This window comes from Pseudomonas sp. TE9122, assembly GCF_056278925.1.
This window is the reverse complement of sequence record NZ_JBWBQI010000001.1, coordinates 1,982,846-1,997,418: the sequence shown is the minus strand read 5'-3', so window position 1 is coordinate 1,997,418 and position 14,573 is coordinate 1,982,846. Positions and strand designations below refer to the sequence as shown.

The window sequence follows — 14,573 nt, the reverse complement described above, 5'->3', positions numbered from 1 at the left end:
TCGCTGTGTTCAAAACGCGTAACTGGCCTTCAGCCCGCCATTGATACCGTGGCTGTCACCGCCACCGTTGGCGCCGACCTCAGCGCCTACACTCAGGGCGCCGAGGTTGGCCATCAAGTTGATGCCGCCGCTGAACTGGTCGCGATTGTCGAACGCCGCGCGCTGCTCGATATCCAGCCCCAGCAGGTGGCCTTCGCTGTCGACTTGCTGATCGCCGAGCGCACGTTCATAGCCCACGCGAACGCCCGGGACCAACTGCCACGCACCCACGGCCACTGGGGCGAATGACACGTCGAGATTAGCCACCGCGCTGCGGCGGGTTTGCTTGATGCCGTCGACGTCGAGCGCCAGTTCACTGCCCTTCTCTTTGAAACCTTGCAAGTCGAGATGACTGACGCGAAAGCCCAGGTTCGGTTCGACAATCACGCTGCTCAGCGGCAGGCGATAACCCAACGCCACGGTCGCGCCGGTGAGATTGCCGTGAGTGTCGCCCTTGGCAGTGCCGAGACCACCGCCAAGCTCGCGTTTGCTGTCGTAGTCGACGTATCCGGCGCTGGCGTTGGCATCGACAAACATGCCGCGTTCAAGGCTGGTCAGGCCGTAACGCGCGCCGAGGTTGAGGAAGGTGAAGTCTGTATTGGCCTCGCCACCCGCGCCGCCCACGCTGCCCTTGCTGTAGCCAAAGCCGCCGCGCGCGCTGAGTTGTTCGTTGAAGCGCTGGGTAATGCCGAGCATCAGGCCCTGGCTGTGTTCGTTGCTGCTCTCGGCATGGGTCGAGCCGTCAGTGCCGAGGTAGCCGGCAAGCGCGGTACTCCAGAGGCGGTATTGGCCGACCTTCAAATCGCTGCCGCTGGCAAACGGTGCGGCGGCTTGTTCGATCATCGCGTTCTGCCGCAGCAGGTAGCTGGCCGCATCAGCGTGGACCTGACCGCCGACTTGAGATTCGACACCGCCCAGACTGCCGGCGTCGATCGCCGATTGCAGGTAGTAGTTGTAGGCGCTGTAGGTGCCGGACAGCTCGGAGTTCTGCAGCTGGCGCAGCAACTCGGCACCAGCGGCGGCATTGCCGATCAGCCCGGCCTGACCCGGCAAGCTGTTGTACTCCACCAATTTTCCGCGCAGCACATAGATGGTTTCCTGGGACAGACCGAGGCCCTGCTTGAGGTAGTTGTCCATGCTGCCGTACTCAGCGGCGACCTGGTCGAGACCGGCCTGCAAATAACTGGCCTGCACCCCGAGCAGCGGCTCGTAGACAGCGGCCATGCTCGGCGGCAAGGCTTTCAAGGTCGCGGCAACTCGGGCGGCGGTGTAGTCGTTGGTCGCCAAGTAGTTGGCCATGATCGTCGCCTCATCGACACCAGCGATGCTCTGCAACACGGCGGCGGTCCAGCCAGTGCGGTCTTTGCCGGCGGTGCAGTGAAACAACTGCGCGGCGTCGACACTTGCCAGCTCATTGAACAACTGGCCGAACTGCCCGCGCATGCCGGCATCGCTGACGAAGGCGCGGTTGGTTTCCTCCATCATCGCCACTGCCTCGGCGGCGCTGTGGAAGGAGATATTGGTGATGTCCGCACCCGAGGTGGTGCTACCGATGATGTCGATATTGCGATAGGCCGCGCCCGTGATCATCGTGTCGGGCGTAGCGGCAATTTCGCTGGGCGTGCGCAGGTCGTAAATGGCTTTGATGCCAAGCCCATTGAGTGTCGCCAGATCCGCCGTCGACGGCGTCAGTGCGTTGGAACGGTAGAACACGCCGCTGCGCATAACGCCGTCGTGGGCGGTGGAGTACGCGGTGGTGATGCCGGCGATGTCGCGAAAGTTGTCGATGCCGCTCAAGCGCGGCGTGTCGAGGCTGACAGGCTCGGCCGCGTGGGCAGCGGCGATGGACAGGCTCAGAACGGACAGCGAACACAGAAGACGTTGGAACACAGTGCAGCCTCATGAAATCAGCGTTGGGCTGGTCACTATGGGCAGACGAGTGGGAGGGAATATGACAGTTTCGGCTGGCTACAAAATGCCTGCGCGAATGGGCCGTGGGGTGCGTGATCGGTCCATCAATCCTGCTTGGATGTGTTGAAGATCCCTGTGGCAGCGAGCCTGCTCATGAAAGCGGCGTGTCAGCCGATTATATTCAAACTGAAAAAAAGCTTTCGCGAGCAGGCTCGCTCCCACAGGGTTTGGGGAAGTATCCGTTTTTTCAATTTGTCGCGCGCAGCGACAACCCCTTATAAGACTGCCATCACTTTCAAGAACAAGAGACCGCCCTCATGAGCAACGCCTGGAACGAAGGTTATTTCACCGACGAAGGCTACACCTACAGCTATAGCCGGGAGATCAATCCGGTGTTCCTGCGTTACTGCCTGTTGTTGCGCGGGTTCGCCACGCTGGAAAGCAACGACGGCGTGCACTGCGAACTGGGCTTCGGTCAGGGCGTGTCGATCAACATCCACGCCACCGCCAACCCGGGTTCGTTTGTCGGTACGGACTTTCACCCGGGTATGGCGGCCCATGCCATCGAACTCGCGACTGCCGCCAACAATGGCGCGCGTCTGTATGACGACAGCTTCGAACAGCTGCTGGCGCGCAATGATCTGCCGCAGTTCGACAGCATCAGCCTGCATGGCATCTGGACCTGGGTCAGCCGCGACAATCAGAAACTGATCGTCGAATTCGCCCGCCGTCACCTTAAACCGGGCGGCATGCTCTACGTCAGCTACAACTGCTTCCCCGGCTGGTCGCCGTCGGCGCCGCTGCGCAATCTGTTCAGCCTGCATGACCGCTTTGCCAATGCCTCGTCGCGCTCCGACCAGCGCATCGACGCCGCGCTGCAATTTTCCGAAGCACTGCTCGCGGCCAATCCGAAGTATGCCGCTGCGGCGCCGAGTCTCGGCGCGCGGCTGCAGAGCATCAAGGGTCAGGATCGTCACTACGTCGCCCACGAGTATTTCAACCGCGACTGGAACTGCATGTACTTCGCCGACATGGTCGACGCGCTGGCCCCGGCCAAGCTCGACTACGCCACCACGGCAGTGCCGCTGGATTCGGTCGCCCCGCTCAACCTGAGCGCTGAAGGCATGGACTTTCTGGAAACCATCGAACATCCGATCATGCGCGAGCAAGCGCGGGACTACTTCGTCAACCAGCACTTCCGCCGCGACCTGTACGTACGTGGCGCGACCCGCCTGTCCGCTGCCGAACGCCGGGCGAGAATGCTGCACAGCCGTTTCGCGTTGCTGCAACCCTGGGAAACTGTCGCGGGTTCGGTCACCGGTCCTGCCGGCGAAGCGACCCTGCAAGCGGAAATCTACGGCCCGGTGCTCGATGCCTTGGCGGCGCAAAACTATGCGGCCAAATCCATGCGCCAATTGCTGTCCGAGACTGCGCTGGCTTACGACGACCTCGAACAAGCCCTGGCCGTGCTGATCGGTATGGGCGCGGTCGCTCCGTGCCAGAGCGAGGCCGCCGAGTCGCAGGTCAGCGGTCGCTGCGCCGCGCTCAATCTGCAACTGTGCAAACGCTCGCTGTACGGCGCCAACATCCAGACCCTGGCCAGCCCGGTCACCGGTGGTGGCGTGACGGTCAGCCGCTTCCAGCAGCTGTTCCTGATTTCGATCAAGCAAGGCAAACAGCAGCCAGCCGAGTGGGCGCAACTGGCGTGGAGTGTGATCAGCGAACAAGGTGAAGTGCTGGTAGAGAACGGCCAGCCGCTGCTCACTGCCGAAGCCAATATCGCCGCGCTGACCGCACAGGCGCAGGTCTTCGCCGAGCAGACGCTGGTGGTGCTGAGGGCGTTGAAGATAGCTTGATTGCCAACGAACCATTGTGGGAGCGAGCCTGCTCGCGAAAGCGCTGGATCAGCCGCCAAATCGGTAACTGACGTACCGCATTCGCGAGCAGGCTCGCTCCCACATTGGTCGTGGAACAGGGTCAAGCCAACCGTCCTGTTTCCGGAACTTTCCGCCCTCTGCCGTCCGTCCAGCCGGCCTGCAATAAACGAAATTTCCGCTCCACCCACTCCTCACAACTATGCATGCGCTAACGCCCATCAGGGCAAAAGCGCGATAGCCTGGTCTGAGGAAAATTTGAATGTTCATACATAACAAGCGACTTCAGTACACCGTTCGCGTGGCCGAGCCCAACCCTGGCCTGGCCAATCTGCTGTTGGAACAATTCGGGGGCGCCAATGGCGAACTGGCCGCAGCAGCGCGCTATTTCACCCAAGCCTTGGCCGAGGAAGATCCGGGGCGCAAAGACCTTCTGCTGGACATTGCCACCGAAGAATTGAGCCATCTGGAGGTGGTCGGCTCGATCATCGTCATGCTCAACAGAGGTGCCAAGGGTCAACTCGCCGAGGGCGTTCAGGAGGAAGGCGAGCTGTACCGTGCGCTGAATGGCGCCGGTAATGACTCGCACATCACCAGCCTGCTGTACGGCGCAGGCGCGCCTCTGGTCAATTCCGCTGGCGTACCTTGGACGGCGGCGTATGTGGATTCGATCACTGAGCCTACTGCCGACTTTCGTTCGAACATCGCAGCCGAAGCGCGGGCGAAAATCCTCTACGAACGCTTGATCAACATCACCGATGATCCGGGCGTCAAAGAGGCGCTTGGCTTTTTGATGACGCGGGAAATCGCCCATCAACAGTCCTTCGAAAAAGCCCTGCATTCGATCCAGCCGAACTTTCCGCAGGGCAAGCTGCCGGGGATGCCGGAGTTCACCAACAAGTACTTCAACATGTCTGGCGAGCCTAATGTGCGCGGCCCTTGGAACGAGGGCGGTGCGTGGGAGTACGTGGAAAACCCAGAGCCTGCGGTCGACGGCGGCGATGGTCTGGCGACCGTCAGCCTTCCGGCCGAAGACGAACAGGTGCTGGAAGCGATGAAGACTCGTACAGCCTCTGACCCACTCAGCGAGCCGGTGACCGGTGCTGATCTGGGCTCCGGTTATGTACAAGGCAAAGATGTCTGAACCCGTCCGGCGGCCCCGGACCGGGGTCGCCACTTGCTCAAGGAAAACCACATGAAAAGCAGCAAAGTCCTGGCACTGACCTCTGAACATTTTCAACGTTTGATGGAGCACGCATACGCCGGTTTTGAGCTGGACTGCAAACAGGCCTGTCGAGGATTGAAAGTCAGCATGGCGGTGAATGTATTCGGCTTGGGCACCCTTCTCCCGAATAATTTTGCCGATCAAGCCACAGTCCAGCAATCGGAGGTGGCAGCCATCCATTGACCGCGAACTGGCGGGAAGACTTGCTGCTCTGTGAGCCGAGTGTTGCCACCGTCTTCAATGCAGAACCGGGCGTTCAGAAAAGTACCGACGCAGCTTCCCTCATGAAGATCTCGACGGTCTTCGGCCCTATCCCCTCGAACTCGGACAGGCGCTTCTCCAGCGCCTTACGATCCGCGCTCGCCGCCACGATGTTACTCACCTTACCGGCGTACTCGCTGTTGAGCTTGTTGGCCAGCGCGAGCAGTCGCGACGCCGTGCTTTCATCGTAACGAACGTAACGCGCCTGCCCCAGCATCGACACCAGTTGACGGTGCGTACACTGCGCGAGCTTTTGCGGGGTGTCGTTGTGATGCTGCTCTACTATGACCTGATACGCCTTGGCGGCGATGGCGCCCTGAATCCTCTTGCCCATCAGAAAACTCGCCAGCAGCCATTTGAACAGGCCGGTTTCGCTGGCATTGTGCAGGTCGATGTTCAAGTCACCGGCGGTGATGATTTCGCTCACAAGTCTCACCTCAAGGCGCGCTTCAATTACAGATGTTGACCCGGCACGGCTTGGAACGATCCAATCGCAACCGCCTGGCCAAGGCAGTAAATTGAATTCCAGGTGGAAAAGGATGGTCATCTTTCAAGAGATGAGAGATGACAAGCATAAGGACCCTCAAATGCTCGGTCGTAAGATGCCCAAAACCAAGGGGCATGACGCCGCACAAACCGCTCCCATCAAAGCTGCCAGCGAGATCGCCGCTTTTCGCCTGACAGTCATCTTCATGCTGACGGTCATTCTGGCGTTTCTCGGCGTGGAGGGATGGCGAACCTGGCGTGACTATCATGCAGCCTTCTCGTCGGCGCGTGATTCGGTCACCAACCTCGCGCGGGCAACCGCACAACACGCTGAAGACGCCATCCGCCAGGTCGATGTGTTGACCGCCGCCCTGGGCGAGCGCGTCGAAGGTGATGGTTTGCAGAACATTGACGTACCGCGCATCCACAACTTGCTGGTGCAGCAGGCCAAATTGATGCCGCAGTTGCATGGGCTGTTTATCTACGGCCCGGACGGCAAATGGATCGTCACCGACAAGGAAATGATCCCGGACCCGGCGAACAACGCCGACCGCGACTACTTCCAGTATCACCGCGCCAACACCGATCGAAACGTGCGTATCGGTGATGTCGTCAAAAGCAAATCCACGGACGACCTGATCATTCCGATTTCCCGCCGCTTGAATAACCCGGACGGCTCCTTCGCCGGCGTGCTGCTGGGGACGATCAAGGTCAGTTATTTCGTCGACTATTACGGCGATTTCAAGATCGACGACAAGGGTGCACTGGTGCTGGCGTTGCGCAATGGAACCATTCTCGTGCGTCGTCCTTTCATCGCTTCGGTAATCGGTCAGAGCCTCGCCGACAGCGAGGTGTTCAAGAACTACCTGCCGTTTTCCAATCAAGGGATCGCCGAGGTCCGAGCCGTCGTCGACGGCACCCAGCGTCTGTACGGTTACAGAGCTTTGAGCACCTATCCGTTGGTAGTCGAAACCGGACTTTCCCGCGAATCGATCATTGCGCCGTGGCGCTGGGACCTGATCAAAACCGGCTTTGTGTTGATGTCGGTGATCACCGCGTTCACGGTCTTCGGACTGATCGTCTTGAGGCAACTGCGCCAACGGATGGTGATGGAAAAGGATTTGCGCAAGGCACACCAGGCCATGAAGGACATGGCCTTGACCGACAGCCTGACCGGGCTGGCCAACCGTCGGCGACTGGACACTGCCTTGATTGACGAAATTCGTCTGGCCAGACGCCAGGGTTCGCCGATCTCACTGATCATGATCGATGTCGATCACTTCAAGCTCTACAACGACAGCTACGGGCACGCGGCAGGTGATGATTGCCTGAGCGCAGTCGGCCAGGCGATTGCGCAGGCGGTAAAGCGACCGGGTGATCTGGCTGTGCGCTATGGCGGCGAGGAGTTTTCCGTGTTGCTGCCCAACACCGATATTCGCGGGGCGGCGCTTGTGGCTGAGGAAATTCTTGAGGCCATTCGATCCTTGCGGATGGAGCACAGAGCCCATCCGCTGGGTCACGTCACCGCCAGTGCAGGTATTGCGGTTGGCAAACCGGCCGAACATGAAGTGAGCCCCGCCACTCTTATCGAGTCGGCTGACAAAATGCTGTATGCCGCGAAGCAGAAAGGCAGGGATCGCTACTGTATCGGCGAGGAAGTGCTCGGCGCCTAGCCACCCCTCTTCAACGGGAGCGCAGCATCACGGCTGCGCGAACCCGCTGTACGCCAAACACCGTCATGCGCAGGAATTCCTGGTGACTGACCGGCAAGTGCTGGCAGTCCAGGCCGCGCTTGAGTTTGCTGTGGTCAACATCAGGATCATGCAAGTAGACGAAGTCCTCGTCACACCCGGTGATGATGACCCAATGCGGCGCTTTCAAGCGGGTGAATCGGTAGCTGCTGATCAGCACCAGCGGTTTGTATCCGGCCGCCAACGCAGCGCCGATCTGCAGATAATCACCCAGAACCTGCTCGACTTGCGTGGCAGCCAGTTCCTGGGCAAACCCGTCCTCGACCAGTTTCATGATCGACTTCTTCTCCGTGCTGCGTACGCCGTGAAGAAAAAGCGAGCCCGGGTGACTGACCTCAAGGCGCACATCGAAGCCGCGCCGCCAGGCCGCCAATGCCAGACCCTGAGGACTACAGCCACCGTGCCCCGCCGTCATGAAAATGGTGGTTGCCTCGCGCCACAGCTGGATTTCCTCCGCTCGGGTCATGGCACGGCTCGCGTCGATGGCAGACATGGCCATCAGCAGGCACGCGGCGCCGCAGGTGAACTCGGTGGTCTGCTGGTAATACGGCACTTGCCGGGCGGGGGCAGGTGTTTCGCGCAGGATGCGTTTCTCGTAGCGCAACGCCTCGCAGTGGTCTTCGTAGTAGTCCTCGACGCTGGCAAAGCGCTGATAGCCATTGGCTTCGTAGAGGCGGATGGCAGCGGTATTGTCAGCGCGCACCTCCAGGCGCAGCCATGCGCAGTTGCGCGCCAATGCGCAGGCCTGGGCCTGTTCCAGCAGACGCTGGCCAAGCTCATGTCCGCGCCATGCGGGGCTGACCGCAATCGAATACAGGCGTCCAAGTGAGGTGCCACGGTTAAAAAGCACCAGCGCGTAACCGCAAAGTGTTGCGCCCGAGGTGACGACAATCAGCGCGGCATTGGCTCGACTGAGCATCCAGCTGAAGTTGCGCTGATTCAACCGGTCGAGGGTAAAACACACCCGCTCCAATTCGACCAGATCGTCGATATCGTCCATGGATGCAAAGCGAAAATCAAAAGACATGACCGCACCGTAAAGTTTGAGTAACGAACCGGGACAGACCGAAAGGCCCGTGATTTATTGAAGCGGCGTCTTCTTCAACAGGGATTCATTACTCATGTCAGCGGTGCAAGCCAACGTGAACGAAGTATTAGACAAAACCGAGCATTCGACAATCTCCCTCAGCGAGGAACCTCCCAGTATCAAGCCCTCGGGAAGTCGATTGCTCATACTGGTCGAACGCAAGGATGACTGGGCTGATTACCTGCCCAGCGAGAGCCTGATGCTGGCTCAGGATTACCTTGAACACAGCGATGATTTTCCTCATCGCACCCAGGTCATAAACCTCTGCCGCAATTACAAATACCTCGGTCAGGGCTATTACTGCTCATTGCTGGCCGAAGCGCGCGGACACAAGGTTTTCCCCTCGGTACGCACCGTCAGCGAGCTGGCGCGCAAAGCGCTTTACGGGGTCGGGCTGAATGATCTGGAGCGCACCCTGGAGCGGGCGCTGGCCAACCATCCATACGGCGAAACCGAAGCCTTCACGCTGTCGCTGTACTTCGGCAAGGCCTCGATCGAGCCGCTGCAAGAGATCGGCCGTCAGTTGTTCGAGGCGTTCCCCTGCCCTATCCTGCTGGTGGAATTCCGGCGTGGTGAGAGCTGGCAGATCGCAGGCATCAAGGCCGGTGCACTGCACAAACTTCGCGATGAACAGCAGCATGTTTTCGCTGATGCACTGGACGCGTTCAATCGCAGGACATGGCGTCAGCCCGCCTCCAAACGTGTGGCCCGCTACGACCTGGCCATCCTGCATGATCCTGACGAAGCCCTGCCGCCTTCTAATCCCGAGGCATTGCAGCGTTTCATCGCTGCGGGCGAACAGCTGGGTATCGATGTCGAACTGATCGAGAAAAAGGACTACGCACGTCTCGCCGAATTCGACGCGCTGTTCATCCGCGAAACAACGCGAGTGGATGATCACACCTATCGGTTCGCGAAAAAGGCTGAAAGCGAAGGCCTTGTGGTGATTGACGATCCGTCGTCCATCCTGCGCTGCACCAACAAGGTTTATCTGGCCGATTTGCTGAAGCGTCGCGGGCTGGGCATGCCGGCAACGGAAATACTCTACAAGGATCGTCCGCAGGAACTCGAAAACGCAGGGCGTCGCCTCGGTTTTCCCTTGGTATTGAAAATCCCCGATGGCTGTTTTTCACGGGGTGTGATCAAGGTCGCCGATGCACAAGCGCTGGCCACGGCCGCGCAGGAGTTATTCGAACACTCGGTGTTGCTGCTGGCGCAAGAGTATTGCTACACCGAATACGATTGGCGCGTCGGGGTGCTCAATGGCGAAGCGCTGTATGCCTGCCGATACTTCATGTCCAAGGGGCATTGGCAGATTTACAACCACAAGGCGCTGCCCGGCGAGATCAACGGAATGTGCGAGGCGGTGCCGGTCGAGCAAGCGCCGCCCGCAGTCGTGCAGCTCGCCGTACAGACGGCGCGGCTGATCGGCGACGGCCTCTACGGCGTCGACCTCAAGCAGGCGGGCGATCGGGTACTGGTGATCGAAGTGAACGACAACCCCAACCTCGACGCCGGCATCGAAGATGCGGTGCTGGGCGACGAATTGTACCGGCGCGTATTACAGGCTTTTACCCAAAGGCTTGAGCTCAAACACCGTGGCCAAGCGTGGTGAGCAATGATTGAAGGCTATTGCATTGATTGCGGCGCCCTGCACAGGACATCGGAGGACCAGGCGACTGTCTGGCTGTGTGTCGCCCCGGACGCAGCCGAGCAACTGGATTTGCACAGACGCCTGGGCATTGGCGCACAAGCGATAGAGTCGTCGCTGGACCCAGATGAAGTGGCCCGCATCGAGGTCAAGCCAGATCACCTGTTCCTGATCTGGAAGCGTCCGGAAAGCTTCGACGGGCGCGCATTCAACGTTTCGTCCTTCGGAGTGGTGCTGAGCGAAAAACGCCTGGTGGTCATTTGCGCGAGCAACTCGCTGCTTTCGGGTCTTGAGCACGATGCGCAAATGACCGGGCCGCTGGACGTGCTGATGGCGTTACTCGCTGAAAGCGTTCATCACTATCTCGGGCATTTGCGCGTGGTCAAACAGATCGCCCGGGAGATTCAACAGCAATTCACGCGGGCAATGGACAATCAGCAATTGGCGCAGATGTACAACCTGAGCGAAAGCCTCGTGTACTACGTCAATGCGATTCAAAGTAACGGTGCGGTGCTGACGCTGCTGCGCAACCACGGCCAGCGTCAGGGCTTCAGCGACAGTCAACTGGCTGCGCTGAACGATCTGATCGTGGAAAACGAACAAAGCTTTCAGCAGGCCAGAATTCACGCCAAGGTGTTCGCCAACCTCATCGAATCCCATGGCAACCTTGCCAACAACAGCATGAACCGGGCCCTGCGCAAGCTGACACTGATCAACGTCGTATTCCTTCCTTTGAACCTGATCGCCGGCATCGGTGGCATGTCGGAGTTCAGCATGATGACGTCCGGCGTCCCATGGTGGATGTCCTTTCCCGTGCTGATCGCCTGCATGGGCCTCGTGGGCGCGGGGATGGTGCTGGTATTGCGGCGCATGGCCTGAATTCAGAGCACATTCTGCTAACGCCTGCGCCGCATGCGGGCGTCAATTGGTCCGGCTGACCACCCGGATATGCGTAATCCCTACCCGCTCAGCCTGCTCGAGAATCTGCTCTGGCGTCGAATCCGCCGTGGGCATGACCAGGCTGTTTTCGGCATCGCCCAGATGCAGTTCGAGCAGATGCATCGCCGCGTCGTGCTCGGCCAGTTGCGCTTCCTTGAGTTCGAGCAGATAAGTACGAGGCTCGCCGTTGAAACGGTATTCGATGTGATAGGTGTACATGTTGTCGTCCGCGTCGGTGGGAAAAGGCACTGTTTATCCTGACGCAGCGGTCAGCTTTTAGTTCAACCTGACTGCCAAATTGCATTTGCGAACAAACTTTTTGCGCAGCGAAGCGTCCTCTTCTTAACTCTCCACAACAGCTGATCACAGCTAAGGACTGGCAATGACCTTTTTCATCTTCCTCTTGGCCTGCGCGGCGGCGGCAACCACTGGCGTGATGTTCAAACCCGGCCCGTGGTACGAATCGCTGACCAAACCCTCCTTCACCCCGCCCAACTGGGCCTTTCCCGTAGCGTGGACGATCATCTACCTGCTGCTGGCCTGGGCCGGTTATCGCCTGAGCCTGATCCCCGGCAGCCAAACGGTGCTGGCCTTGTGGGCCGCGCAAATCGCCCTGAACACGCTGTGGACGCCGGTGTTCTTCGGCGCGCATCAGGTGCTGGCGGCGCTGGTGATTCTGGCGGTGCTGTGGGTGGTGGTCGCGGTGATGGTCGTGCTCGCCCTGCAACTGGACGTGGTCACCGGGCTGATTCTGTTCCCGTACCTGGCGTGGCTGTGCGTTGCGGCGGCGCTGAACTGCTCGATCCTGATGAAGAATCGCCTGTGAGCGATTTTCCATGGCCGCAAGGCGAGCGTGAGCTGGCACAGGTTCGCGCGCTTAACAAAAAGCTCGCCTGGCTGCCGCGTTTCAAGATCCGCAATCGCCTCACCCCACGGCTGATTCAGGCGTTGCTGCGGGCGGGTCAGCTCGGCGGCGCTGGCAAGCTGCGCCAGCATGGGCTGAGCGCCGAATGCAAGATCATCGACACGGTGCCGGTACGCATCATCCGTCCCAAGGGCAAAGCCAGAGGCGTGGTGCTGGATTTCCATGGTGGCGGCTGGGTGATCGGCAATGCGCAGATGAACGACAACTTCAACATCGCCATCGTCAACACTTGCGACGTGGCGGTGCTGTCGGTGGATTATCGGCTGGCGGTGTCGACGCCAATCGAGGGCTTGCTGGAAGACTGTCTGCGCGCCACTCGCGGCATCTTGAACGATGGCGAATTTGCCGGACTGCCCGTGGTCGTCGTCGGTGAATCGGCCGGTGGGCATCTGGCGGCGGCCACCCTGCTCGCCCTCAAATCTTCGCCGCAACTGCTGCAACGGATCTGCGGCGCGCTGCTGTATTACGGCGTCTACGACCTGACCGGCACGCCCAGCGTGCGCGCCGCGCCAGCCGATACCTTGGTGCTCGACGGCCCCGGCATGGTCGAAGCGTTGCGCCTGCTCACGCCGGATATCCGCGACGAACAACGACGCCAGCCACCGCTGTCGCCGCTGTATGGCGATTTCAGCGGACTGCCACCAGCGCTGCTGTTTGCCGGCGACCTCGATCCGCTGCTGGATGACACGCGGCTCATCGCTGAGCGCTGGCAGCAAGCGGCGCCGGTGGAGATGTACGTGCTGCCAGAGTGTCCGCATGGCTTCATTCACTTCCCGACCGCCACTGCTGACCATGTGCTGGCTTACAGCCGCAAGTGGATTTCGGCGCGAGTGGCAAGCTACTCAGTGAAATCCGCCGAAATCAGCCCGGCGTTTTCGTAGCTGCCGATTGCATGGCGAGCCATAAAGAAACGAGACAAACAAAAGGCGCCTTCACCGGCGCCTTTTTTTGTTTGCGCTGAACCCTGCGCGATCGTTCACCCCATGCCGATTGTGGCTCAAACCGTAAACAGTCTTTACCCGATCCGCGCCTGTTTCCCCCGCCAGCCGCCGCATAGAGTTTGTTCCAGCAGCACACTCAACCAGCAAAGGAAAATACCCATGAAAGTCTCAATGCTCGTCCTCGCACTCTTCGGCTTCAGCTCGGTGGTCATGGCTCAGGACTCGACTACCACGCCACCCGTCGAGCAATACACCTACGCCAGTCACCTCGACGTCGCCAAAATCATCTCGGAAGATCCAGTGCCGGATGTCTGCGCCGTAGTGCCGGTGCACATGACTTATCAGGATTCCCAAGGCAAACAGCACATCCTGCAATACGAGGTCATGGGCAGCGGCTGCAGCAACGGTTGATCAGGCCAATACCTCGCACACCCATTGCGTCTCAGAGTTGGCTCGCTGAGACGCAAATGCCTTTACCGCTTCAATCGATAAGCGCCTGAGCAGTGCTCGCCAACTGCGCGCCGACCCGGGTTTTCAAGGTATCGATGAATCGCGTGATCTTCGCATCGACAAACTGGCGAGACGTGTAGACCGCGTAAACATTGCGCTCGTAGGTGTGGTAATCGGGCAGCACCCGCACCAACCTGCCGGCACGCAAATCGTCGATCGCCGTGAAGCCTGCCAACAGACCAATCCCCGCCCCTTCGCGAATGGCCACGGCCATTGCGTCCATATCGTTCACGCTGAAACTCGGCCCGCTCGGGATGAACGTCGCGTCGCCCGCCTTGCTTTTGAGCTGCCATTCATCGCGCACGTAATCCACGGTACCGAGCAGCAGGCATTGATGATCGCAAAGCTGCTCCGGCGTTTCGGGTGCGCCATGCCGCGCCAGGTATTCCGGGGAGGCCACCAGTACACAGTGACTGACGCCGATCTTCTGGCTGACATACGCCGAATCCGGCAGCGTTCGCGCGATCAGAATGGACACGTCCAACTGATCCTCAAGCAGATTGGGCATGCGTTGGGAGAGCATCAAATCGACGGTCACTTCGGGAAACGCCTGGCGATACTCCAGCACCGCGCCGGTCACCAGTTGCCGGGCCAGTCCGGGCACGCAGTGCACCCGTAACGTCCCTCGTGGTTGCAAGGCGGCATTGCTCGCCTCGGCTTCGGCGCTTTCCAGGTCAGCGAGAATCTTCACGCAGCGTTCATAAAACCGCCGGCCCGCGTCGGTCACCGAGAGACGCCGGGTCGAGCGCTGCAAAAGGCGGGTGTCGAGCACGTTTTCCAACGCCGAAACCGCACGCGATACGTTACCAACGGTGGAGTCGAGATGGTTGGCCACGGCAGTGAAACTGCCCATCTCGACTACCTTGATGTACACCGACATGTTTGAAAGTTTGTCCATCCTGATCGTCCTGTAGACCTGCCACTCACTGCGGATAACGTCGGATGCTACACGCTCGCTCCTGCGCTCGATATT

14 protein-coding genes are annotated in these 14,573 nt (G+C 59.9%); 9 read left to right on the top strand and 5 right to left on the bottom strand.

Annotated features, from left to right (window positions below; all coding sequences use genetic code 11):
- Nucleotides 1-9: 9 nt before the first annotated feature.
- A complete protein-coding gene (locus tag ACZ9BE_RS09130; protein WP_476249274.1) occupies nucleotides 10-1,929 on the bottom strand; it encodes a tyrosine-protein phosphatase in 1,920 nt (639 codons plus the stop codon).
- 338 nt (nucleotides 1,930-2,267) lie between these two features.
- On the opposite strand from ACZ9BE_RS09130, the gene ACZ9BE_RS09125 reads away from it, so the two are divergent.
- The 3 genes from ACZ9BE_RS09125 to ACZ9BE_RS09115 all read left to right on the top strand — a co-directional run bounded on the left by ACZ9BE_RS09125 (nucleotide 2,268) and on the right by ACZ9BE_RS09115 (nucleotide 5,232).
- Nucleotides 2,268-3,806, top strand: a complete 1,539-nt coding sequence (locus tag ACZ9BE_RS09125; protein ID WP_476249273.1) for a methyltransferase regulatory domain-containing protein — start codon at nucleotides 2,268-2,270, stop codon at nucleotides 3,804-3,806.
- A gap of 280 nt (nucleotides 3,807-4,086) precedes the next feature.
- Entirely contained in the window at nucleotides 4,087-4,968 is an 882-nt protein-coding gene (locus tag ACZ9BE_RS09120) for a manganese catalase family protein (RefSeq protein WP_041480494.1), read from the top strand.
- Between the two features lie 51 nt (nucleotides 4,969-5,019).
- Nucleotides 5,020-5,232, top strand: a complete 213-nt coding sequence (locus ACZ9BE_RS09115) for a hypothetical protein (protein ID WP_095179668.1) — start codon at nucleotides 5,020-5,022, stop codon at nucleotides 5,230-5,232.
- 73 nt (nucleotides 5,233-5,305) lie between these two features.
- On the opposite strand, the gene ACZ9BE_RS09110 is transcribed toward ACZ9BE_RS09115, so the two are convergent.
- Nucleotides 5,306-5,737, bottom strand: coding sequence for an HhH-GDP family DNA glycosylase (locus ACZ9BE_RS09110; protein WP_150635612.1), 432 nt, complete (start codon nucleotides 5,735-5,737; stop codon nucleotides 5,306-5,308).
- A gap of 160 nt (nucleotides 5,738-5,897) precedes the next feature.
- On the opposite strand from ACZ9BE_RS09110, the gene ACZ9BE_RS09105 reads away from it, so the two are divergent.
- Nucleotides 5,898-7,469, top strand: coding sequence for a sensor domain-containing diguanylate cyclase (locus tag ACZ9BE_RS09105; protein ID WP_476249272.1), 1,572 nt, complete (start codon nucleotides 5,898-5,900; stop codon nucleotides 7,467-7,469).
- A gap of 10 nt (nucleotides 7,470-7,479) precedes the next feature.
- Here the strand turns inward: ACZ9BE_RS09105 and ACZ9BE_RS09100 are convergent, their stop codons facing one another.
- On the bottom strand, nucleotides 7,480-8,574 hold the full coding sequence (locus ACZ9BE_RS09100; RefSeq protein WP_476249271.1) for a GNAT family N-acetyltransferase/peptidase C39 family protein: 1,095 nt from the start codon (nucleotides 8,572-8,574) through the stop codon (nucleotides 7,480-7,482).
- Nucleotides 8,575-8,668: 94 nt separating this feature from the next.
- Between ACZ9BE_RS09100 and ACZ9BE_RS09095 the strand changes: the two genes are divergently transcribed.
- Nucleotides 8,669-10,249, top strand: coding sequence for a RimK family protein (locus ACZ9BE_RS09095; protein ID WP_056784954.1), 1,581 nt, complete (start codon nucleotides 8,669-8,671; stop codon nucleotides 10,247-10,249).
- A gap of 3 nt (nucleotides 10,250-10,252) precedes the next feature.
- Nucleotides 10,253-11,164 (top strand): magnesium transporter CorA family protein, encoded by a 912-nt coding sequence (locus tag ACZ9BE_RS09090; protein WP_150742655.1) that lies wholly within the window; start codon nucleotides 10,253-10,255, stop codon nucleotides 11,162-11,164.
- A 42-nt stretch (nucleotides 11,165-11,206) separates the two neighbouring features.
- Here the strand turns inward: ACZ9BE_RS09090 and ACZ9BE_RS09085 are convergent, their stop codons facing one another.
- Entirely contained in the window at nucleotides 11,207-11,473 is a 267-nt protein-coding gene (locus ACZ9BE_RS09085) for a hypothetical protein (protein ID WP_041480507.1), read from the bottom strand.
- A gap of 133 nt (nucleotides 11,474-11,606) precedes the next feature.
- On the opposite strand from ACZ9BE_RS09085, the gene tspO reads away from it, so the two are divergent.
- The 3 genes from tspO (at nucleotide 11,607) to ACZ9BE_RS09070 (ending at nucleotide 13,501) form a co-directional block, all read left to right on the top strand.
- Nucleotides 11,607-12,050 (top strand): tryptophan-rich sensory protein TspO, encoded by a 444-nt coding sequence (gene tspO, locus ACZ9BE_RS09080; protein ID WP_041480509.1) that lies wholly within the window; start codon nucleotides 11,607-11,609, stop codon nucleotides 12,048-12,050.
- Nucleotides 12,047-13,030, top strand: coding sequence for an alpha/beta hydrolase (locus ACZ9BE_RS09075; RefSeq protein WP_476249270.1), 984 nt, complete (start codon nucleotides 12,047-12,049; stop codon nucleotides 13,028-13,030). Before tspO ends, ACZ9BE_RS09075 begins: the two co-directional genes overlap by 4 nt.
- 219 nt (nucleotides 13,031-13,249) lie before the next feature.
- Nucleotides 13,250-13,501 (top strand): DUF2790 domain-containing protein, encoded by a 252-nt coding sequence (locus tag ACZ9BE_RS09070; RefSeq protein WP_039758903.1) that lies wholly within the window; start codon nucleotides 13,250-13,252, stop codon nucleotides 13,499-13,501.
- 70 nt (nucleotides 13,502-13,571) lie between these two features.
- Here the strand turns inward: ACZ9BE_RS09070 and ACZ9BE_RS09065 are convergent, their stop codons facing one another.
- Nucleotides 13,572-14,498 (bottom strand): LysR family transcriptional regulator, encoded by a 927-nt coding sequence (locus ACZ9BE_RS09065; protein ID WP_076563297.1) that lies wholly within the window; start codon nucleotides 14,496-14,498, stop codon nucleotides 13,572-13,574.
- Between the last annotated feature and the right edge of the window lie 75 nt (nucleotides 14,499-14,573).